At 72.4% G+C, this 19,770-nt stretch carries 16 protein-coding genes; 6 read left to right on the top strand and 10 right to left on the bottom strand.

What is annotated here, in order from left to right; genetic code table 11:
- Nucleotides 1-6: 6 nt before the first annotated feature.
- Genes AQI95_RS04905 through AQI95_RS04895 form a run of 3 tightly spaced genes read right to left on the bottom strand, consistent with a single transcriptional unit; the run spans nucleotide 7 to nucleotide 2,153 of the window.
- Nucleotides 7-258 (bottom strand): phosphopantetheine-binding protein, encoded by a 252-nt coding sequence (locus tag AQI95_RS04905; protein ID WP_067117876.1) that lies wholly within the window; start codon nucleotides 256-258, stop codon nucleotides 7-9.
- Nucleotides 259-283: 25 nt separating this feature from the next.
- Nucleotides 284-1,219 (bottom strand): ACP S-malonyltransferase, encoded by a 936-nt coding sequence (locus AQI95_RS04900; RefSeq protein ID WP_067117873.1) that lies wholly within the window; start codon nucleotides 1,217-1,219, stop codon nucleotides 284-286.
- Between the two features lie 37 nt (nucleotides 1,220-1,256).
- Nucleotides 1,257-2,153, bottom strand: coding sequence for a proline iminopeptidase-family hydrolase (locus tag AQI95_RS04895; RefSeq protein WP_067118734.1), 897 nt, complete (start codon nucleotides 2,151-2,153; stop codon nucleotides 1,257-1,259).
- A 646-nt stretch (nucleotides 2,154-2,799) separates the two neighbouring features.
- Between AQI95_RS04895 and AQI95_RS04890 the strand changes: the two genes are divergently transcribed.
- From AQI95_RS04890 to AQI95_RS04870, 5 genes are all read left to right on the top strand, one after another.
- Nucleotides 2,800-4,032 carry a cytochrome P450 gene (locus tag AQI95_RS04890; RefSeq protein ID WP_067117870.1) on the top strand — a complete coding sequence of 411 codons (1,233 nt, stop codon included), beginning with the start codon at nucleotides 2,800-2,802 and terminating at the stop codon, nucleotides 4,030-4,032.
- A gap of 61 nt (nucleotides 4,033-4,093) precedes the next feature.
- Nucleotides 4,094-5,329 carry a cytochrome P450 gene (locus tag AQI95_RS04885; protein WP_067117867.1) on the top strand — a complete coding sequence of 412 codons (1,236 nt, stop codon included), beginning with the start codon at nucleotides 4,094-4,096 and terminating at the stop codon, nucleotides 5,327-5,329.
- Nucleotides 5,330-5,355: 26 nt separating this feature from the next.
- Nucleotides 5,356-5,547 (top strand): ferredoxin, encoded by a 192-nt coding sequence (locus tag AQI95_RS04880; protein WP_067118731.1) that lies wholly within the window; start codon nucleotides 5,356-5,358, stop codon nucleotides 5,545-5,547.
- Between the two features lie 27 nt (nucleotides 5,548-5,574).
- Nucleotides 5,575-6,693: a methylmalonyl-CoA mutase family protein gene (locus AQI95_RS04875; protein WP_425264863.1), complete on the top strand. Its 1,119-nt coding sequence runs from the start codon at nucleotides 5,575-5,577 to the stop codon at nucleotides 6,691-6,693.
- Nucleotides 6,694-6,760: 67 nt separating this feature from the next.
- The gene (locus AQI95_RS04870) at nucleotides 6,761-7,990 is read left to right on the top strand and encodes an NAD(P)/FAD-dependent oxidoreductase (RefSeq protein WP_067117861.1); all 1,230 of its coding nucleotides are present in this window, start codon (nucleotides 6,761-6,763) and stop codon (nucleotides 7,988-7,990) included.
- 65 nt (nucleotides 7,991-8,055) lie between these two features.
- Here the strand turns inward: AQI95_RS04870 and AQI95_RS04865 are convergent, their stop codons facing one another.
- From AQI95_RS04865 to AQI95_RS04840, 6 genes are all read right to left on the bottom strand, one after another.
- A complete protein-coding gene (locus AQI95_RS04865) occupies nucleotides 8,056-8,931 on the bottom strand; it encodes an SDR family oxidoreductase (RefSeq protein ID WP_067117858.1) in 876 nt (291 codons plus the stop codon).
- Nucleotides 8,928-9,683: a thioesterase II family protein gene (locus tag AQI95_RS04860; protein WP_067117855.1), complete on the bottom strand. Its 756-nt coding sequence runs from the start codon at nucleotides 9,681-9,683 to the stop codon at nucleotides 8,928-8,930. Before AQI95_RS04860 ends, AQI95_RS04865 begins: the two co-directional genes overlap by 4 nt.
- Nucleotides 9,684-9,801: 118 nt before the next feature.
- A complete protein-coding gene (locus tag AQI95_RS04855; RefSeq protein ID WP_067117852.1) occupies nucleotides 9,802-10,446 on the bottom strand; it encodes a response regulator in 645 nt (214 codons plus the stop codon).
- On the bottom strand, nucleotides 10,410-11,708 hold the full coding sequence (locus AQI95_RS04850; RefSeq protein WP_208614070.1) for a sensor histidine kinase: 1,299 nt from the start codon (nucleotides 11,706-11,708) through the stop codon (nucleotides 10,410-10,412). The genes AQI95_RS04855 and AQI95_RS04850 overlap by 37 nt, the downstream gene beginning before the upstream one ends.
- A gap of 86 nt (nucleotides 11,709-11,794) precedes the next feature.
- On the bottom strand, nucleotides 11,795-14,302 hold the full coding sequence (locus tag AQI95_RS04845; RefSeq protein ID WP_067117849.1) for an FtsX-like permease family protein: 2,508 nt from the start codon (nucleotides 14,300-14,302) through the stop codon (nucleotides 11,795-11,797).
- The gene (locus AQI95_RS04840; protein ID WP_067117846.1) at nucleotides 14,302-15,105 is read right to left on the bottom strand and encodes an ABC transporter ATP-binding protein; all 804 of its coding nucleotides are present in this window, start codon (nucleotides 15,103-15,105) and stop codon (nucleotides 14,302-14,304) included. The genes AQI95_RS04845 and AQI95_RS04840 overlap by 1 nt, the downstream gene beginning before the upstream one ends.
- A gap of 327 nt (nucleotides 15,106-15,432) precedes the next feature.
- Here AQI95_RS04840 and AQI95_RS04835 point away from each other — a divergent pair, with 327 nt between their 5' ends.
- A complete protein-coding gene (locus AQI95_RS04835) occupies nucleotides 15,433-15,687 on the top strand; it encodes a hypothetical protein (RefSeq protein ID WP_067117843.1) in 255 nt (84 codons plus the stop codon).
- A 199-nt stretch (nucleotides 15,688-15,886) separates the two neighbouring features.
- On the opposite strand, the gene AQI95_RS04830 is transcribed toward AQI95_RS04835, so the two are convergent.
- Entirely contained in the window at nucleotides 15,887-19,768 is a 3,882-nt protein-coding gene (locus tag AQI95_RS04830) for a type I polyketide synthase (protein WP_425264859.1), read from the bottom strand.
- Between the last annotated feature and the right edge of the window lie 2 nt (nucleotides 19,769-19,770).

Below are 19,770 nucleotides of genomic sequence, written 5' to 3'. Positions count from 1 at the left end.
GTCCCGTCAACTCGCGGCGGTGTGCAGCATGCTCTGCACGGTGTCCCACAGCACACCGGCGGTGCGGAAGGTGTCCATGGTCAGCGCGCTGTCCCGGAACCGGACCTGGTAGGCCTCCTCCAGCGTGCCGAGCAGCTGGACCGTGGCGAGCGAGTCCAGGCCGAGGTCCTTCAGCTCGGCGTCCGGGGTCAGCTCCTCCTGCGGGCCGAGGAACGGCACGAAGGGGCGGAGTATCTGTTCGAACTGGTCGTCCCACATGGGAGCCTCCAACGAGTCGAGCGGGTCAGGCGGCGCGCGAACGGCGCCGGGGGGTCATCGCCAGCCGCGGCGGTGCGGCGACGACGTCGAAGTTCCGGGTCGTGCAGGGAACCCGGCCGAAGAGGCTGTCCGGGCCGGCCACGCACAGACGGCGGGTGCCGGCGGCCTTGAGGGCCGTGGTGACGCTCGGCCAGTTCATCGGGTGGTCGAAGCCGTCGAGCAGCATGGTGCGCAGTTCCTCGCCGGTGTGCAGCAGCCTGCCGTCCTGGTCGGCGACGACCGGCAGCTTCGGGTCGGCGAAGGAGTAGCGGGAGACCACCTCGCGTTCGGCCTTCTCCCGCAGCGACCGGAACGCCGAGGCGTGCATGGGCGGGCGCATGGTGTACAGCGGCAGGCTGCCGATGGCGCGCAGCCGCTCCTGCATCCACACCACGCGATGCTCGGACAGGGAGATCATGAAGAAGCCGTCGTCGATGCGGCAGGAGATCTCGTGCCACTCCTCCGCCTCGTCCAGGTCGGCGAGGATCGCGTCGAGGCCGTCCTGCGGGGCGCGGACGAAGGACAGGGTGACGATGTCCCGGTGTTCCTCGGCGAAGTACTCCTCCAGGCAGCGGGCGATGTCGGCGGTCAGGCGCACCGCGTCGGGCAGCTCCAGGGCGCCGGTGTAGGCGATGGCCGCCTTCTCGCCGAAGCTCGGTCCGGCGACGATGTCGGGTTCGACACCGAGGTGGTCGCGGGCCCAGTGGGCGCAGGCCAGGCAGTTGACGAAGAACGCGACCTGGGCGGCTTCCGAGTAGTCGCCCGGGGAGGTGCGGAAGGCGTCCACGAGCGAGTAGCCGAGCGCCTCGTCGGCGATGGCGACCAGGTCCCGGGCGAAGGGGTTGGCCACCATGAACCTGCCCACCTCGGTGAACGGGACGGGGCCCATTCCGGGGAAGACGAGTGCGGTGTCGTGTGCCATGGCGGGATCCCCGCCCCCTTTCACGGGTTCGTGAGCGTCACAGGCTCTTGAGGAAGTCGGTCATGACCGCGAAGAACCGTTCCGGTTCCTCCAGGTGCGGCAGATGGCTCGACTCTTCGAAGATCTCCCAGCGCGCCCCGGGGATGTGGTCGTGGAACGGCTGGACGACCGCCGGGGTGGCCTCGTCGTGGCGCCCGCTGATCAGCAGCGTCGGGGTGCTGATCCGGTGCAGTTCGTCGACGATCGACCAGTCCTTCAGAGAACCGATGACGTGGAACTCGTTGGGCCCGTTCATCGCGTAGTAGACGGTCGGGTCGTTGTAGATCTCCATGAAGGAGGAGAGGAAGTCGCGGGGCCAGGGCGTCAGCCGGCACACATGGCGGTCGTAGAAGGCCCGCATGGCGGCCAGGTACTCCGGGCTGTCGTAGGTGCCGTCCGCCTCGTGCCGCAGCAGGGTCTGCTCCACGTCCGGCGGCAGTTCGGCGCGCAGCCGTGCCATCTCCCGCAGCCAGATGGGGTACGAGGCCGGCGCGTTGGCGACGACCAGTCCGCGCAGACCGGCCGGGTTCGTCATGGCGTGCCGGGCGCACAGGGGGCCGCCCCAGGACTGGCCGAAGAGCACGTAGTCGTCGGCGATGCCCAACTTCTCCACCAGGTTGGCCAGTTCGCGTTCGAACAGCTCGACCGTCCAGAACTCGGGCTCCTGGTCGGGCAGATGGGTGGAGCCGCCGTTGCCCAGCTGGTCGTAGTGGACGACGGGCCAGCCGTCCTCGGCGAGCCGGGCCAGCGGCAGCAGGTAGTCGTGGGTGCTGCCGGGACCGCCGTGCACGGCGACGACCGCCGGCCGACCCGCACCGAGTTCACCGGTCACTCGGTACCAGGTCCGGTGCTCCCCGAAGGAAACGGTTCCCTTCGCGCTGGGATCCGGAGACACGCTGATCACCTCTGCTCGGCTGCGGGACGCGACGGCGGCCGGGGCGAGGGCGCCGGCCGGGACCGGGAGAGCCGGGGTGGTGGGCGCTCCGCGTCCCTGCCGCCGGTGTCTCTGCCGTGTTCCGCTGCCGACGCTAACCACCCCTGCGCCCCCACCAGACCCCTAACTGCCCCTAGGCGCCGTCCGAGGGGTCGAACAGGGATGGCCCTGCGACGGAGCCCGCCCCGGCGCGGAAGGGGCCGAGGCGCAGGCAGGCCGGGCGGGCGTGGCCGCCGCCGGCGACAGGGGCGTCCACGGGCGGTGAGCAGCGTCACGGGGGCCGTCCGTCCCGGTGCCACGGGCGTCCGCGACCGCTGGGCGGGACCCCGCGTTCCGCCTCGCGGAAGGCCTCGTCCCGGGCCACCGCTGCACCGCGGTCGCCGGGGCCGTATCTCACCGGGGCACCGCCCCACCCCTTCCGCACTCGTTCGCGAGGCGCCGGCCGAGCACGGGTCACCGGCCGGCCCCCTAGGGGCGCCTAGGGGTTGGGACCCCAGTCGGGGCTGCCTAGCGTGCGAGAGACGGCCGAGAGCGCCGCACCGGCGCCGAGCCCGGACCCCGCTCCGATGCCGACGCCTTTCGTTCCCTCCCGTGCGAAGAGGACATGATGACTGCACCTGTCGAATCGGCCGACGGGGCCGCGCTGCCGGAGTTCCCGATGCGGCGGGCCTGTCCCTTCAGCCCGCCGGCCGCCTACGCCGAACTGCGCGAGACCGAGCCGGTCTCGCGGGCACAGCTGAAGGTCAACGGCAAGCCCACCTGGCTGATCACCCGGCACGACCTGTACAAGAAGCTGCTGGGTGACGCGCGGGTCAGCGCCAACCTGAAGCTGCCCGGGTACCCCCTTCAGGTTCCGGTGCCGGAGGAGACGCTGCAGTCGGTGCCGCTGACCTTCCTCTCCATGGACCCGCCGGACCACACGGTGCAACGCCGCATGCTGGCGCCCGAGTTCAGCGTCCGGCGGATGCGTGAGCTGCGTGAGCGGGTGCAGCAGATCGTGGACCAGCAGATCGACCAGATGCTCGCCAAGGGCGCCGACGGCCCCGTCGACCTGGTCACCGCGCTCGCCCTGCCGGTGCCGTCCTTCGTCATCTGCGAACTGCTCGGCGTCCCCTACGAGGACCACGGCCGGTTCGAGGAGTGGGCGTGGGCGATCATGAACCACGACATCAGCGACGAGGACCGCGGCCGCGCGCACTACGAGCTGGACGCGTACGTGGACGGGCTGGTCACCGCCAAGGAGAGCGAGCCGGGCGACGACATGATCAGCCGGCTGATCGAGTTCAACCGGCAGACGCCCGCGGTGGAGCACTCCGACATCGTCAGCATGTCCAAGCTGATGCTGGTGACCGGGCACGAGACGACCGCCAACATGATCGCGCTGGGTGTGCTGGCCCTGCTGGAGCACCCCGAGCAGCTCGCCGCCCTCCGCGAGGAGCCGGAGCTGATGCCGAAGGCGGTGGAGGAGCTGCTGCGCTTCTTCTCCATCTCCGACGCGGGCACCGCCCGGGTCGCCCTGGAGGACATCGAGCTGGGCGAAGTGACCATCCGTGCCGGCGAGGGCATCCTGCCGCTGAACAACGCCGCCAACCACGACGAGCGTGTCTTCCCCGACCCCGACCGTCTGGACGTGCGCCGCGAGGCCCGCAGCCAACTGGCGTTCGGATACGGGGTCCACCAGTGCATCGGCCAGAACCTGGCGCGCATGGAACTGGACGTCGTCTACACGACACTGCTGCGGCGCGTCCCGACGCTGCGCCTGGCCACCGCGGTCGAGGAGCTGCGGTTCAAGGACGACGCCATCGTCTGGGGCCTGTACGAGCTGCCCGTCACCTGGTGACGGCGGGCACCGCGCCACCCCACCTCCCGCTTCCGTCACCGCCCCCCTCCGAAAGGCAGCCATGACCCAGTCCGCCGACGCCGCGCCCGAGACGGGATCGCCGCTTCCGCAGTTCCCGATGCGGCGCACCTGTCCGTTCAGCGAGCCGGGCGAGTACGCCGGGATGCGTGCCGACAACCCCGTCTCGCGCGCCGCGCTGAAGGTGAACGGCAAGCCGACCTGGCTGGTCACCCGGCACGAGCACGTCCGGCAGGTGCTGGGCGACGGCCGGGTCAGCTCCAACCTCAAAATGCCGGGCTACCCGCACCAGTTCCACATCCCCGAGGAGATGCTGGCGCAGGTGCGGCTGATGATGCTGAACATGGACCCGCCGGAGCACTCCGCCCAACGGCGCATGCTGATACCGGAGTTCACCGCGCGGCGGGTCAAGGAGATGCGCCCGCGCATCCAGGAGATCGTCGACGAGCGCATCGACGCGATGCTGGCCGCGGGCGGCCCGGTCGACCTGGTCACCGCCCTCGCCCTGCCGGTGCCCTCGCTGGTGATCTGCGAGCTGCTCGGCGTGCCGTACGAGGACCACCCCCAGTTCGAGGAGTGGTCGGCGGCGATGATGAACCACGATCTGAGCCCGGCGGAGTACGGCGCCGCGGTGCAGGCCCTGGACATGTACCTCGACAAGCTGGTCACCCTCAAGGAGACCGAGCCGGGCGACGACCTGATCAGCCGCTTCCTGGAGAAGAACCGCACCGAGCAGGTCGCCGACCACGTCGACGTGGTGACGATGGCGCGGCTGATGCTGGTCGGCGGCCACGAGACGACGGCCAACATGATCGCGCTCGGTGTGCTCGCCCTGCTGCGGCACCCGGAGCAGATGGCCGAGTTGCAGGCGGACCCCGCTCTGCTTCCGAACGCCATCGAGGAGTTGCTCCGCGTCTTCTCCATCTCCGACTCCGGCACGGCACGGGTCGCGGCGGAGGACATCGAGGTCGGCGACGTCACGATCCGCGCCGGTGAGGGCATCCTCGCCCTGAACAACGCCGCCAACCACGACGAGTCCGTCTTCCCGGACGCGGGCACCCTCGACATCCACCGCAAGGAGGCCCGCAGCCACCTCGCCTTCGGCTACGGCATCCACCAGTGCATCGGCGCCAACCTCGCCCGGGTGGAGCTGGAGGCCGTCTACGGCACGCTGCTGCGCCGTGTTCCGGGCCTGCGGCTCGCCGCCGAACCGGACGAGCTGCGCTTCAAGGACGACGCCATGGTCTACGGCGTCTACGAGCTTCCCGTCACCTGGTGACGGCCGACCCGATCGGAGTCCCCCTCATGCGTGTCACCACCGAACGCGACCGGTGCGTGGGTTCCGGCCAGTGCGCCATGCTCAGCCCGGAGGTGTTCGATCAGGACGACGAAGGTCTCGTGACCGTCCTGCAGGAGGAGCCGGCCGACGAGCTGCGCGAGGGGGTGCTGCAGGCGGCCGACCTGTGCCCCTCGCGCTCCATCCGCGTGCACGGCTGAAGAGCCGTGCCGGACAGGCCGCGCTCCCTGCGGACGTACCCCGGCCGGCGTGCCGCGCTCGTGCGCCCGTACGCCGGCTCCGGTACGGCGAAGGAGTCCAACGCCGGCTACCGCCGACTGATCGCCCAGGGCTGCACCAGCCTGTCCGTCGCCTTCGACCGGCCCACCCGGCTGGGCCGGGACTCCGACACACCTCTCGCGCGCGGTGAGGTCGGCCGGGCCGGTGTGGCCGTCGACTCCCTCGACGACATGCGGGTGCTGATGGACGGCATCCCGCTGGACAGGATCGCCACGTCGATGACCATCGACGCACCGGCCGCGCTCCTCCTGCTGCTGTACCAACTGGTGGCGGAGGAGCGCGGCATCCCGGCCGACCGGCTCGTCGGCACGGTCCGCAACGACGTGCTGGGCGCGTACCTCACGCACGGCGCATGTGTCTTCCCGCTCCGGCCCGCCCTCCGGCTGGCCGCGGACGTCTTCGCGTACTGCAAGGACGAACTCCCCCGCTGGAACGCGCTCTCGATCTCCCGCCGCCATCTGGCCGAGACGGGCGCCTCCGCGGCACAGCAGATCGCGTTCGCGCTCGCGAGCGGCGTCGAGTACGTCCGTACGGCTGTGGCGGCGGGCCTGGACGAGGACGACATCGCCGCGGTCCGGCGGCAGCTCGCCGGGCTCCGCGCGGCACCGCCGAACCGCGACGTCGAGGCCGCCGCGCTGGCGCTGCTGCAAAGGATCGAGGATCTCGGGGGCGCGGTCGCGGCCATCGAACACGGCTTTCCGCAGCGGGAGATCGAGCGCCACACGCGCCTCGTCGCCGGCGTCCGCGCCCCCCGGACCGAGGACGCCGGCGAGTGGACCGACCCCGCCGTCGAGGCCCGGCAGGCCGAACGCATCGCCAAGCTGCGCGCCTGGCGCGACCAGGAGCGCGTGGACCTGCACATGGCCGCCCTGCGCAAGGCGGCGTCGGGGCCGGGCAACGTCCTGCATCCCATGAAGGAGGCGCTCGCCGCCGGGGCGACGGTCGGCGAGACCTGCGCCGCGCTGCGGGAGACGTGGGACACCTGCGCACCACCCGATCCCGACCCCGCCCCCATCCCCACGAACGGCCCCGGCCAAGGCCGGCGTACGCGAGTCGTCCACGAGTGACCACTCGTATCGTCCGCACATCGTTCGTGGCCTCTCATGACCATCCCCGATCGCCAGAGGAACTCTGATGAAGGAACGTGTCGTCGTGGTCGGCGCCTCGGCAGGTGGCCTCACCGTCGCCGAGGCGCTGCGCCGGGCCGGATACGAGGGCGCGATCACGCTCGTCGGTGACGAGGCCGAGCCGCCGTACGACCGCCCGCCGCTGTCCAAGCACCTGCTGTCCGGGCAGTGGGAACCGGACCGGCTCGCGCTGCGCTCGGAGGCCGATCTGGCCGCGTCGGAGGTGGAGTTGCGGCTGGGCGTACCGGCGAGCGGACTGGACCTCGGCGCACGGACGCTCACTCTGGCCGACGGTGCCCGGCTGACGTACGACAGCCTCGTCGTCGCGACCGGCGTCCGGGCCCGGCGGCTGCCCGGCACCGACGGCGTCGACGGTGTGCACACACTGCGCACCCTGCACGACGCGCTGGCGCTGCGGGACCGGCTGCGCCCCGGGCGGCGACTGGTGGTCGTCGGCGCCGGGTTCCTCGGCACGGAGGTCGCCGCCGTGGCCCGCGCGCTCGGCGTGGAGGTGACACTGGTGGAGTCGGCGGCGGTGCCGCTGGCCGCGGCCGTCGGCGAGGCGGCCGGACTGTTCCTGACCGGCCTGCACCGGGAGCACGGCGTCGAGGTGCGCACCGGTGCCACGGTCGCCGGGATCATGAGCGCCGAGGGCAGGGTGACCGGCGTCCGGCTGACCGACGCCGCGGGAGCGAGCGTGGTCCCGGCCGACGACGTGCTCGTGGCCATCGGCTGCACGCCCAACACCGAATGGCTCGCGGACAGCGGCCTGAGCGTCCAGGACGGGCTGGAGTGCGACGAGTACTGCGTCGCCGCGCCCGGCGTGTACGGCGTCGGTGACGTGGCCCGCTGGTACAACCCGCTGTTCGGCACGGCGATGCGCGTCGAGCATCGCACCAACGCCACCGAGCAGGCCATGGCCGTCGCCCGTCGGGTCGCACGGCCCGAGGAACGGCAGCCGTTCGCCCCCGTGCCGTACTTCTGGTCGGACCAGTACGACGGCAGGTTCCAGGCCCATGGCCACCTGCGTGGCCATGACGAGGCGCTCGTCCTCGACAGCGATCTCGCCCAGCGGCGGCTCCTGGTCGTCTACCGCACCGGCGACCGGATCACCGGCGTGCTCGGCGCGGGAGTACCACCGAAGGCTCTGCGCACATGGCGCGGCTTCGTGGCGACCCGCACCCCGTGGCAGGAGGCTCTCGCCCGCCCGCGCGCCGCCGCGGTCCCCACCGGCTGAGCCGGCAGGCGAGTCGCGGCGGGTGGGCCTCGCGTACGGGGGTGCCGACGGGAGTCGGGCGTCGGTCAGCGGTCGCCGGCCGGTGGGGCGGGGCGGGGACCGGCGAGGGACTGGGCCTGGTCGAGGAAGCTGGGCAGCCACTGCTCGTAGGGGACGCCCGCCAGGAACTTGAGGGCCGCCTCGGCGTCCTTGCCGACCGTCGTGTGCAACGCGGTGCCCGGGTCGTCGACGGCGGCGACGACCGCCTCGGCCGCCTCTGCGCAGTCGGCGGCGCCTTCCGCCACCCGTGCGAGGAACCGGGCGAGCCAGGCGTGGTCGGCGGCGTACGGGCCGGTCCCGGACGCCTGGCCGGCGGTGCCGGGGGCGGGCGCGCGCTGGATGGCGGAGGCGAAGCTGCCCGGTTCGAGGCACACCACACGGATGCCGAAGGGCTGGACCTCGGCGTACAGGGCCTCGCTGAGCGCGCCCAGGGCGGCCTTGCTCCCCGCGTAGAAGCCGCCGTGCGGCACGGCGAACGTGCGGCCCGCGAGGGAGGACACGTTGACGATGACACCGCCGCCCCGGGCGCGCATCTGCGGCAGCACGGCGCGGGCCATCCGCAGCGGGCCCCAGAGGTTGGTCTCCATCAGGGTGCGTGCCTGGTCGAGCGGCATGGTCTCGACGGGTCCGGTGCGGTCGACGCCGGCGTTGTTGACGAGGACGTCGATCGGTCCGTGCCGGTCCTGCACCGCGGTGACGGCGGCGGTGACCGAGGTGTCGTCGGTGACGTCCAGCAGGGGGACGTCGAGGGTGAGGTCCTCGGCGCGGGCACGCCCGAGCAGTTGCTCCGCCGTGTCGCGGTTGCGTACGCAGGCGTGCACCCGATCGCCCCGCCGCGCGAACGCCAGCGCCGTCTCCAGACCGATGCCGCTGCTGCAACCGGTGATGAGGACCGAGGTCATGAGCGGACCGCTTCCTTCGCCAACAGGTCGAGGACGTCCCGCTGGTGAGACGTCAGGTAGAAGTGGCCGCCCTGGAACACGTGGAAGTCGAACGACGCGTCCGTGTGGCGCGACCAGGCACGTGCCTCGTCCACGGTGACCTTCGGGTCGTCGTCGCCGACCAGGCCCACGATGGGGCATCGCAGGTTCGGGCCCGGCTCGTAGGCGTAGGTCTCGGCGATGCGGTAGTCGGCGCGGATCGCGGGCAGGGCCATGCGGATCAGCTCCTCGTCGTCGAGGATCGCCGCGTTCGTGCCGCTCAACTGCCGCATCTCCGTGACGAGTCCGTCGTCGTCGCGCAGGTGGACGGATTCGTCGCGCGGGCAGGACGGAGCGCGGCGGGCGGAGGCGAACAGCACGTGCGGGACGACGCCGTGGTCGCGCTCCAGACGGCGGGCGACCTCGAAGCCGAGGGTCGCGCCCATGCTGTGGCCGAAGAGGAGCAGCGGGCGGTCGGCCCACGGCAGCAGGACCGACGTGACGTGGTCGGCCAGCTCCTGGATGCTCGTGGCGCACGGCTCGCCCCGCCGGTCCTGGCGCCCCGGGTACTGCACGGCGAGCACGTCCACGGACGCGGGCATGCCCGCCGAGACGGGGTGGTAGAAGGACGCCGAGCCGCCCGCGTGAGGCAGGCACACCAGCCTGGCCGCCGCGTCCGGACGGGGATGGTAGCGGCGGATCCAGAGGCGGTCTTGCTCGGCGAGCGTGGTCATGGGGCCGGCGTTTCCTTCCTGATGGAGGCCGCGGCGCGGGCCGCGGGCGTGCACCGGCAGTCTCACCCGCACGGGGGACCCCCGACCACCCCTATCTCCCCCAACGGCGGGGTCCGGCTCAGGCGTTGAGGTAGGCGAGCACCGCGAGCACACGGCGGTTGCTGTCGCTCGACGGGGGCAGCATCAGCTTGGTGAAGATGTTGGAGATGTGCTTGGCCGCGGCGCCCTCGGTGACGGTGAGCCGCTGGGCGATCGCCGTGTTCGAGCAGCCCTCGGCCATCAGCTCCAGCACCTCGCGTTCGCGCCCGGTGAGCGCGGCCAGCGGTTCGTCCCGGGAGTGACTGGTCATCAACTGGGCGACCACGGCGGGGTCCATGGCCGTACCGCCGGCCGCGACCCGGCGTACGGCGTCGATGAACTGCTCGTCGTCCAGCACGCTGTCCTTCAGCAGGTAGCCGATGCCGCCGGTGCCGTCGGCCAGCAGCTCGCGGGCGTACATCTGCTCGACGTGCTGGGAGAGGACGAGGATCGGCAGGCCGGGGCGCTCCCGGCGGGCGCGCAGGGCGGCCTGCAGGCCCTCCGTGGTGAAGGTGGGCGGCAGCCGTACGTCGACGATGGCCACGTCGGGCCGGTGCTCGGCGATCGCGGCGGCCAGGTCCGTGCCGTTGTCGACGGCGGCGGCCACCTCGAATCCGTACGCCTCCAGCAGTTGGATGATCCCCTGCCTCAGGAGGAAGAGGTCTTCGGCGAGGACAACGCGCACGGTAGCTCCATCTTGATCACGGTCGGACCGCCCCGGGGGCTGTCGATCTCCAGGCCCCCGTCAAAGGATGCCAGGCGTCGGCGGATGCCCTCCAGGCCGCTCCCGGCCGTTGCGTCGGCGCCGCCGTGGCCGTCGTCGGTGACGCGGGCGTGCAGGGTGCCCTCCGCGTACCAGGCGACGATCTCCACGTGCTGGGCGTCGGCGTGCTTGAGGACGTTGGTCAGCAGCTCCGACACCGCGAAGTAGACGGCGGACTCGACCGGGTCGGGCAGCCCGCCGGGCAGGTCCGCCACGACGGTGGCCTGCAAGGGGCTGGCCAGGCCCAGGGCGCGCAGGGCGTCGGCCAGGCCCCGTTCGGCGAGGACCGGCGGGTGGATGCCGCGGACCAGGTCGCGCAGTTCGCTCAGGGCCTGCACGGAGGAGGTGCGCGCCTGCCGCAGCATGCGCCGCGCCTCCTCGGGATCCTGGGCCATCTTGCGGTCGACGGCGCCGAGTTGGAGACCGAGGCTGACCAGCCGGGCCTGGGCGCCGTCGTGCAGGTCGCGTTCGATGCGGCGCAGTTCGGCGGCCTGGATGTCGAGGGCGCCGGAGCGGGTCTCCGACAGGTGCTGCACGCGGGAGGCCAGCCGGGACTGCCGGGTCGGGCCGAGCAGGAAGCGGACGAAGTAGGCGTATCCCTGCAGCACCAGCGGGCTGAGCAGCACCCAGCCGGTGAGCACCACGAGCGCCAGCAGCCCCGCGGCGAACGCGGCCGGCCAGCTGTCGACCGTGACGGAGGCGTACCAGCGGCCCTGTCCGCCGTCCGCGACGGGCTTCCACAGCCCGCAGGCCAGGAACAGCCCCTCCCCCGCGTAGTAGAGCAGGCCGGCCGGCACGAAGCCGACCAGGCCGACGACGCAGTTGAGCAGCAGCCACAGCAGGTCCCGCCAGGTCGCGGGGTCGGTCAGGATCCACTTGCAGCGGCGCATCCAGCCGACGATGTCCTTCTCGATCTCCTCCGGTTCGGGCCGGTAGGGCCGCTCGACGGGGACGCCGGAGCGCGCGGCCGCGCGCCGGTTGAGGTCGGCCAGCCAGCGCACCGCCCGGGTGCAATAGGGCAGCGCGAGGAAGCCGAGGCCGATCACGGCGATGACGATGAAGTACGCGGTGGTGACGAAGAGGACGATCGACAGCAGGGCTCCGGCGGCGATCGCCACGCCGACCAGGGTGTCCAGGGCGGCGCGGCGCGTTCGGCCGCGCCACGTGACCGGCACAGTCTTCATGCCCTCATGTTCCCATCCCGCGGCACCGGTCATGGAGGGGCCGCCCCCGCCCGGGGGCAGCGGGGACGGCCCGGTCAGGAGGTGGCTCACGCGGCCTTCACCGTGTCCACGGCGGGGCTGCGCATGCCGCGCCAGGAGGGCAGCAGGGTGGCGCCGAACACCAGCACCAGCGAGCCCCCGACGATGGCGAGGTAGATGCCGATGGATCCGGAGGGCAGGTAGGAGTCGCTCTTGACGAGGCTGTAGGGGACGATGGTCGTCGCCGAGGCGATGGTGCCGAGGACGGTGGCGATGACGCCGATCAGCACGCCCTCGACGCCCAGCATGGCGAGTACCTGGGCTCGGGTGGCGCCGGTGAGCCGCTGCAGGCCGAACTCCGCGCGCCGCTTGCGGGTCACCGACACCAGTGTGTTGACGACGGTGATGGCGGCGTAGCCCACGATCATGGCGACGATGGTGTAGTTGGCGGACACCAGGATCTGCTGGATCTGGTTGTTCCGGCCGGCGAGCGAGGAGCTGACGTCCAGTTCGGTGCCGGGCACCTGGGCGGCCAGCGCGGCGAGCCGGTCGTGGACCCCGGCACCGCCGCCGGACGCGGTGCGGACCAGGATCTGGTGCGGGAGTCCGTCGCCGGTGTGCGGGGCGAGGGTCTGCGCGGGCAGCGTCAGGTACTCCTGCTTGGGGTTGTCGGTGTAGAGGGCGACGACGACGGGGCGTACGGCGGTGCCGTCGCCGAGGCGCATCGGCAGCCGGTCACCGACCTTCACGCCGTACTCGCGGGCCTTCTTGTCGGACAGGGCCACGGTGTCACCGCGCAGGTCGGTGAGGGAGCCGGAGACGACGGGCAGGTCGAGGCTCTGGCGCACGCCCTCGGCGGAGACCCCGCGCAGGTCGGCACCGGCCAGGCCGCCCGGCTGGTCCACGAAGCCGCGGGTGACGACGAGTTCGGAGGCCGCGGACACACCCGGCGTCGCGCGCACCTTCTCGACGACGCCGGGGGCGAACCCGCCGGTCGTGGAGTCGAGGACGTACTGGGCGAGGATGTTCTTGTCGTAGGAGGACCGGGAGACGTGGTCCTCGGTGGACTGCATGTACAGGGTGCCGGTGGCGATGCCGATGAGCAGGACGATCGGGGCGACGGCGCCCGCCATGCGGACGCTGGCGGTGGCGGCGTTGCGCAGGGCCAGCTGCCCGGAGAGTCCGGAGAGGGCCCGCACCGGGAGCCGCAGCAGCACCACCATGGCCTTGGTGATGCCGGGGGCGAGCAGGGCGAGGCCGATGCAGAACAGCACGGAGGCGGGTCCGGCGGTGCTGGCGAGGGTGGGGCTGTCCTCCATCGTGGTGGTGGCGATCGCGAGACCGATGCCGTTGGCGAGGAAGAACAGCGCGATCAGCAGCCGGGTCACGCTGAACCAGCTGGTGCCGGCGGTGGCTTCGGCCAGGGCGGCGACCGGTTCGGTGCGGGCGGCCTTGCGGCCGGCGAAGCGGGTGGCGCCGGCCGCGGCGAGGACGGTGACGACCACTCCGACGGTCATCGGGATCCAGCCGCAGTGGTAGACGATCTCCGACGACACCACGCCGCTGGAGGTCAGCACTCCGTAGAGCATCCGGCCGATGGCCCATCCGGGCAGCAGGGCGAGCAGCACGGAGCCCACCGACAGCACGGCCGTCTCGCAGAGGATCATCCGGCGCAGCTGCTTCGGGGTGGAGCCGACGGCGCGCAGCAGGGCCATCTCGCGGGCGCGTTGCTGGAGCGAGAGGCCGAGGGTGGAGGCGACGCCGAACATGACGATCAGCACGACCGAGGAGCCGAAGACGGCCGCGAGGATGACGACGGTGCGCTTGCTGGGGAGGGTGCCGGGCAGTTCGGCAAGTCCGCGCTGCTCGCCGGTGAGGACCTCGGCGCGGTCACCGACCGCCGAGCGCACGGCGGCTGCGACGGCGGCGGTGCTCGTACCGGGTGCGGGCAGGACGCCGATGGAGTCGATGCGTCCGCCGGCGAAGGTGCGTGCCTCGTCGTCCGTGAAGAACACGGCGGCGTGCGGGTTGTGGTCACCGTGCTGCTCGGCGATGCCGCTGACGCGGAACTGCCGGGTGGTGCCCTGCACGACGATGTCGACCGTGGACCCGGGGCGGGCGCCGGCGCGCTGGGCCAGTCCCGAGTCGAGGACGACCTCGCCGCCGGCGGCGGGGGATCCACCGGCGGCGAGGGTATAGGGGGCGAGCCGGGCGCTGGCCCAGCCGTGGCCGTAGGAGTCGGACTTGCCGGTCAGCGGCTTGCCGTCCTTGAGGACGGTGGCCGGGACGGACACGTCGCCGACGGCCGTGCGTACGCCGTCGGCCTTGGCCACCGTGCCGACCAGAGCGGGGTCGATGCGGTTCCGCTCGGTCAGGGCGGTGGAGTCGTGGGTCTGTTCACCGGTGACGACGACCGGGGCGCCGGTGAGGCGCTGCGGGTCGGCCGCCATGCGGACGCCCGTCTCCATCAGGCCGCCGCAGCCGATGACGATGGCGGCGCCGAGGAACATGGCGAGGAAGGTCGCGACGAAGCTCGTCCTGCGGAACTTCAGGGTGCGCAGTGCCAGTTGCCACATCAGTAACGACCCCCGGAGGACATGGGCGAGTTCTGCCGCTGGGTGTCGTCCTCCCAGGCGCCGAGCCTGGTCATCCGGGCGGCCACGGCGTCGGCGGTCGGCCGGTGCAGTTCGCCGGCGAAGGCGCCGTCGGCGAGGAAGACGACGCGGTCGGCGTAGGAGGCGGCGACCGGGTCGTGGGTGACCATGACCAGGGTCTGGCGGGCGGTGTCGACGGACTCGCGCAGCAGGGCGAGCACGGACGCGGCGGTGCGGGTGTCGAGGGCGCCGGTGGGTTCGTCGGCGAAGACGACGGCGGGCCGGGTCACCAGGGCGCGGGCGATGGCGACGCGCTGCTGCTGGCCGCCGGACAGCTGGGCCGGCAGATGGCCGAGCCGTTCGCCGAGGCCGACCCGCTGCACGACGTTGCGGATCAGCGCCTTGTCGGGCCGCTGTCCGGCCAGTTGCAGGGGCAGCGTGATGTTCTGCATCACGGTCAGCGCGGGCAGCAGGTTGAAGGACTGGAAGATGAAGCCGATCCGGTCGCGCCGCAGCTTGGTCAGCTGGGTGTCGTCCAGGCCGGCGAGGTCGGTGCCGCCGACGGTGACTTTGCCGGAGGTGGGCTGGACCAGCCCCGCGGCGCAGTGCAGGAAGGTGCTCTTGCCCGACCCGGACGGTCCCATCACGGCGGTGAAGGTGCCGTCGGCGAAGCTCATGGTGAGCCCGCGGAGCGCAGCCACCTGGCTGTCTCCCCGGCCGTAGGTCTTCGACACGGCGTCCAGCCGTACCGCCTCCGTCATGCGAAGGTCCTGTGAAGTGTGCACTGCGGGCTCCCCTATGAGATATCGCGCTTCTCACGCGGTGTCTGTGAACCAGATTAGGAACGCTGCGGCGACGGCACATTGGCATTCTCCGGCCGGTTCGAGGTAGAGGTTTCTCTACCTCGGCACGCCAGGTTTCGGCGAGCGGTCGGCGCGCTGTGCGGCCTGCTTGTCAAGGGTGAGGAAAGTTCCCGTGCCGCTATAACTCACCCCACCCCTGTCCGAATACTTGAGCCTCCCTTGAAAGGTTCGGTTGGCACCCGTGTCGCGGAGCGCTTTGACGGGTACCGTCGGAGCCGTCGGAACAATCCACGGAAGATAGGAAGTCCCATGACCACGAGGCCTGACCACGAGCTGACCGCCCAGGTCCGGCCCGACGGATATCTGGAGCTGCTGTGCCGGCGCACGGGGAGGCGGCACAGGTGCGGGCCCCGCGGCACGACGATGTGGCTGGCACTGCAGCGCAGCGATTGGCAGCCTGAAATGGCTGCGGACGAAATCGCCCTGCAATTAGGTGTCGATCCGGACAGTATCCGCTGTGATATCCACGCGTGGTTGGCGCATTTCCGCGAGGCCGGCGCGTGAAGAAGCCGCGGCGCGCGGCCGGCCATTCGGCCACCGCGCCCCGCGGCAGGTGCGCTCTCCGGTGCGCGGTCTGGACCAGCACCGGATTCCCGTTGTGGTGCGGCGCATGGAGTCGGATGTATGCGCCCGCATGGAATCGGACGTATAAGCCCGTAGGAAGTCGGACGTATACGCAGCATTTCTTCCGTGCCGTGCGCCGTCAGTCGGTCGCCGGGCCGGCCGGCCATGCCTCGACCGCCTTGGCGGTGGCCTCCGCGAAATCCTCCAGGATGGTGAAGTGCGTGCCGGGCACGTCGACCGGTTCGTGCTCCGCGGGCCAGGTGGCCCGCCAGTCGTCGCTGCCGGTGGCGAAGGACTCCTCGGGTCGCACGAACAGCACCGGCGCCGTCAGGGCACCCGGCATGCAGTGCTGGATAAGGTCGCTGTAGCGGCTCATGGCGGCGAGGCGGGCGGTGCCGAAGCCGCCGAGGGACGACTCGCGGTCCAGCATGCCGTCGAACATCTGCCGCCACAGGTCGTCCTTGCCGTCGTCCCCGGGCAGATAGGTGTCCAGCAGCACCACGCCCGAGGCCGGCTGTCCGGCCTTCTCCATGATCTCGGCCGCCGCGTGGGCGAACTGGCCGCCGGAGGAGTAGCCGACCAGCACGTACGGCCGCTCGTCCGGGCAGGACCGGCGGATGCCCTCGACGACCACTTCCAGCACGGCGTCCACGGAGCGCGGCAGTGCCTCGCCGGGGCCGAAGCCCGGTACCGCCGGGACCAGGACGTCACGGCGGCCGTGGAAGTGCCGGGCGAAGCGGGCGTACTGGTGGGCGCCGCCCAGTGCCATCGGCGAGGGCAGGCAGACCAGCCGCGGCAGGGCGTCGCCGGTGGCCAGCCGGACCGGTTCGGGCACGTTCCCGAACTCGTCCAGGGACGAGAAGCCGGGGAGGATCTCGGCGACGGTGCGCAGCAGTTCGACGGCGACGGCCATCCGCCCGTCGGCGGCCGCGCGCCGCACCAGCCCGCCGACCGACTCCAGGTCCGCAGCGCCGGCGGCCGGGCTCGGTCGGCCGCCCTCGGCGAGGTGTTCGCGCAGCAGGGCGGCGAGGGCGGCCGGGGTGGGGTGGTCGAAGACGGCACCGGCCGGCAGCGCGCTGCCGAGGACGGTCCCGAGGGCGCTGCGGAGTTCGGCAGCGGAGACGGAGTCCATGCCGATCTCCAGGAACACGGCGTCGGGTTCGACGGCCTCCGGGCCCTGGTGCCCGAGTATCGCGGCGGTCTGGGCGCGGATCACCTCGGTCAGCAGTGCCTCCTGCTCGGCCGGCGGGACACCGGCCAGCCGCTGCCGCAGCGGCTCGGCGTCCGCGGGCTCGTGGGCCGTGGGAGCCGCGGGCTCGGCGAGCGGTCCGGCCGTCAGGGCCACGTCCGCGTTCAGCCAGTACCGCTCGTGCCGGAACGCGTAGGTGGGCAGTTCGGCGCGGGCCGTACCGGGGAAGAGAGCCGCCCAGTCGGGGGCGAGGCCGTCGGTGTGCAGGCGGGCGAGGCCGAGGACGAGGGCCGCGGGCTCGCCGCCGTGCCGCTTGCCCAGGGCGACGAAGACGGCGTCGTCGGCCGTCGCGCACTCGCGGGCGAGGCCGGTCAGGACGGCGTCGGGACCGAGTTCGACGAAGCGGCCGACACCCGAGGAGGTGAGGGCGGCCACGGCGTCGGCGAAGCGGACCGTCTCCCGGACATGCCGTACCCAGTAGCCGGGATCGCACAGGTCCTCGCCCTCGGCGGGACGGCCGGTGAGGGCGGACACCAGCGGGATGCGCGGCTCGCGGAAGGTCAACTTCTCGGCCACGGAACGGAATTCGGCGAGCATGCCGTCCATCAGGGGCGAGTGGAAGGCGTGCGAGACGGCGAGCCGTTTGGTCTTGGCGAAGCCCTCGGCGGCGGCGAGCACCGCGTCCTGTTCGCCCGAGAGGACCACGGACGACGGGCCGTTGACCGCGGCGAGACCGACCCGGCCGTCCAGCAGCGGCAGCACCTCGTCCTCGGTGGCCTGTACGGCGACCATCGCGCCGCCCTCGGGCAGCGCCTGCATGAGCCGGCCGCGGGCGGCGACCAGCGTGCAGGCGTCGTCCAGGTCGAGGACGCCCGCCACATGGGCGGCGGCGAGTTCCCCGACGGAGTGCCCGGCCAGTACGTCGGGTCGCACGCCGAAGGACTCCAGCAGCCGGAACAGGGCCACCTCGAAGGCGAACAGCGCCGTCTGCGCGTACTGGGTGCGGTGGACGGCCTCGGCGTCGTCGCCCGCCAGCAGCCCGGCCAGGTCCAGGCCGAGGCGGGCGTCGATCGCGTCGAAGGCCTCGGCGAACACCGGGTACCGGGCGCGGAGTTCGAGGCCCATACCGAGGCGCTGCGCCCCCTGGCCGGTGAACAGGAACGCGGTACGGGTCCCCGGCCGTGCCCTGCCGGTCACGGCCGCGGGGGCGGGCGTCCCGTCGGCGAGGGCGCGCAGCCCGGCGAGCAGGTGGTCCCGGTCGGTACCGGTGACGGCCGCGCGGTGGGCGAACGCGGTGCGCCGGGTGCCGAGGGCCCGGGCCACGGCCGCGGGGTGCAGCTCGGGCCGCTCGGTGAGGAAGGCGTGCAGACGCGCGGCCTGCGCGGGCAGCGCCGGCGCGGACCGGGCGGACAGGGGCCATACGACGGCCGGGGCGTCGGTGTCGACGTCCGTCGGGAGGCGGTCCTGAGCGGACGGCTCCTCGATGATGGTGTGGGCGTTGGTGCCGCTGATCCCGAAGGAGGAGATGCCCGCGCGACGCGGACGCTCCGCCCGGGGCCAGGCCCGCTCCTCGGTCAGCAGGCGCACGCTTCCGGCGTCCCAGTCGACCTTCGTGGACGGCGCGTCGGCGTGGAGGGTCCTCGGCAGCACGTCGTGGTGCATGGCCATCACCATCTTGATGACGCCCGCGACACCGGCGGCGGCCTGCGTGTGCCCGATGTTGGACTTCACCGAGCCCAGCCACAGGGGCTCCGCGCGGTCCTGGCCGTAGGTGGCCAGCAGCGCCTGGGCCTCGATCGGGTCGCCCAGCGTGGTACCCGTGCCGTGCGCCTCGACCGCGCCCACGTCGACGGCCGACAGGCGGGCCGCCGCCAGCGCCTGCCGGATCACCCGCTGCTGCGAGGGCCCGTTCGGCGCCGTCAGCCCGTTGGAGGCGCCGTCCTGGTTGACGGCGGAGCCGCGGACCACCGCCAGCACCGGATGACCGTTGGCCCGCGCGTCCGACAGCCGCTCCAGGACGAGGACGCCCAGACCTTCGGAGAAGCCGGTGCCGTCCGCGTCGTCGGCGAAGGAGCGGCAGCGCCCGTCCGGGGAGAGGGCGCCCTGGCGGCTGAACTCCACATAGGTGCCCGGCGAGGCCATCACCGTCACTCCCCCGGCCAGCGCCAGCGTGCACTCGCCCTGGCGCAGCGCCTGGGCCGCCAGGTGCAGCGTGACGAGCGACGAGGAGCAGGCCGTGTCGACGCTGAGCGTCGGGCCCTCCAGGCCGAGGGTGTAGGCGACCCGGCCGGAGACGATGCTGCCGGAGCCGAAGCTGCCGAAGTAGTCGTGGTACATGACGCCCGCGAAGACCCCGGTGCGGCTGCCGCGCAGCGACACGGGGTCGATGCCGGCGTTCTCCAGCGCCTCCCAGGAGCCTTCGAGCAGGAGGCGCTGCTGCGGGTCCATGACGACGGCCTCGTTCGGGGCGATGCCGAAGAACGCGGCGTCGAAGTCCCCCGCGTCGTGCAGGAATCCGCCCTCGCGGGTGTAGGAGCGGCCGGGCACGCCCGGCGTCGGGTCGTACAGGTCCGGGTCCCAGCCGCGGTCGTCGGGGAACTCGGTGATGCCCTCCGCGCCGTCCTCGACCAGGCGCCACAGGTCCTCGGGGGACCGGACGCCGCCCGGGTAGCGGCAGGCCATGCCGACGATCGCGACCGGTTCCCGGGCCGCCGCGGTCAACGCGCGGTTGCGTTCGCGCAGCCGCTCGATCTTCTCCATCGAGGCACGCAGCGCCTCGAGCATCCTGGGGTCCGGCTTCTCGGACTCGGCCATGGTCCTCTTCCTTGTCACGG

The organism is Streptomyces yokosukanensis (genome assembly GCF_001514035.1).
Classification (GTDB): Bacteria; Actinomycetota; Actinomycetes; order Streptomycetales; family Streptomycetaceae; genus Streptomyces; species Streptomyces yokosukanensis.
This window is presented reverse-complemented; position numbering and strand designations above follow the sequence as displayed.

Excerpts from the sequence above, each read along its gene's own strand:
- AQI95_RS04905 (WP_067117876.1), bottom strand. The coding sequence starts at position 258 with ATGTGGGACGACCAGTTCGAACAGATACTCCGCCCCTTCGTGCCGTTC.
- AQI95_RS04900 (WP_067117873.1), bottom strand. The coding sequence starts at position 1,219 with ATGGCACACGACACCGCACTCGTCTTCCCCGGAATGGGCCCCGTCCCG.
- AQI95_RS04890 (WP_067117870.1), top strand. The coding sequence starts at position 2,800 with ATGACTGCACCTGTCGAATCGGCCGACGGGGCCGCGCTGCCGGAGTTC.
- AQI95_RS04885 (WP_067117867.1), top strand. The coding sequence starts at position 4,094 with ATGACCCAGTCCGCCGACGCCGCGCCCGAGACGGGATCGCCGCTTCCG.
- AQI95_RS04880 (WP_067118731.1), top strand. The coding sequence starts at position 5,356 with ATGCGTGTCACCACCGAACGCGACCGGTGCGTGGGTTCCGGCCAGTGC.
- AQI95_RS04870 (WP_067117861.1), top strand. The coding sequence starts at position 6,761 with ATGAAGGAACGTGTCGTCGTGGTCGGCGCCTCGGCAGGTGGCCTCACC.
- AQI95_RS04865 (WP_067117858.1), bottom strand. The coding sequence starts at position 8,931 with ATGACCTCGGTCCTCATCACCGGTTGCAGCAGCGGCATCGGTCTGGAG.
- AQI95_RS04860 (WP_067117855.1), bottom strand. The coding sequence starts at position 9,683 with ATGACCACGCTCGCCGAGCAAGACCGCCTCTGGATCCGCCGCTACCAT.
- AQI95_RS04850 (WP_208614070.1), bottom strand. The coding sequence starts at position 11,708 with ATGAAGACTGTGCCGGTCACGTGGCGCGGCCGAACGCGCCGCGCCGCC.
- AQI95_RS04845 (WP_067117849.1), bottom strand. The coding sequence starts at position 14,302 with ATGTGGCAACTGGCACTGCGCACCCTGAAGTTCCGCAGGACGAGCTTC.
- AQI95_RS04835 (WP_067117843.1), top strand. The coding sequence starts at position 15,433 with ATGACCACGAGGCCTGACCACGAGCTGACCGCCCAGGTCCGGCCCGAC.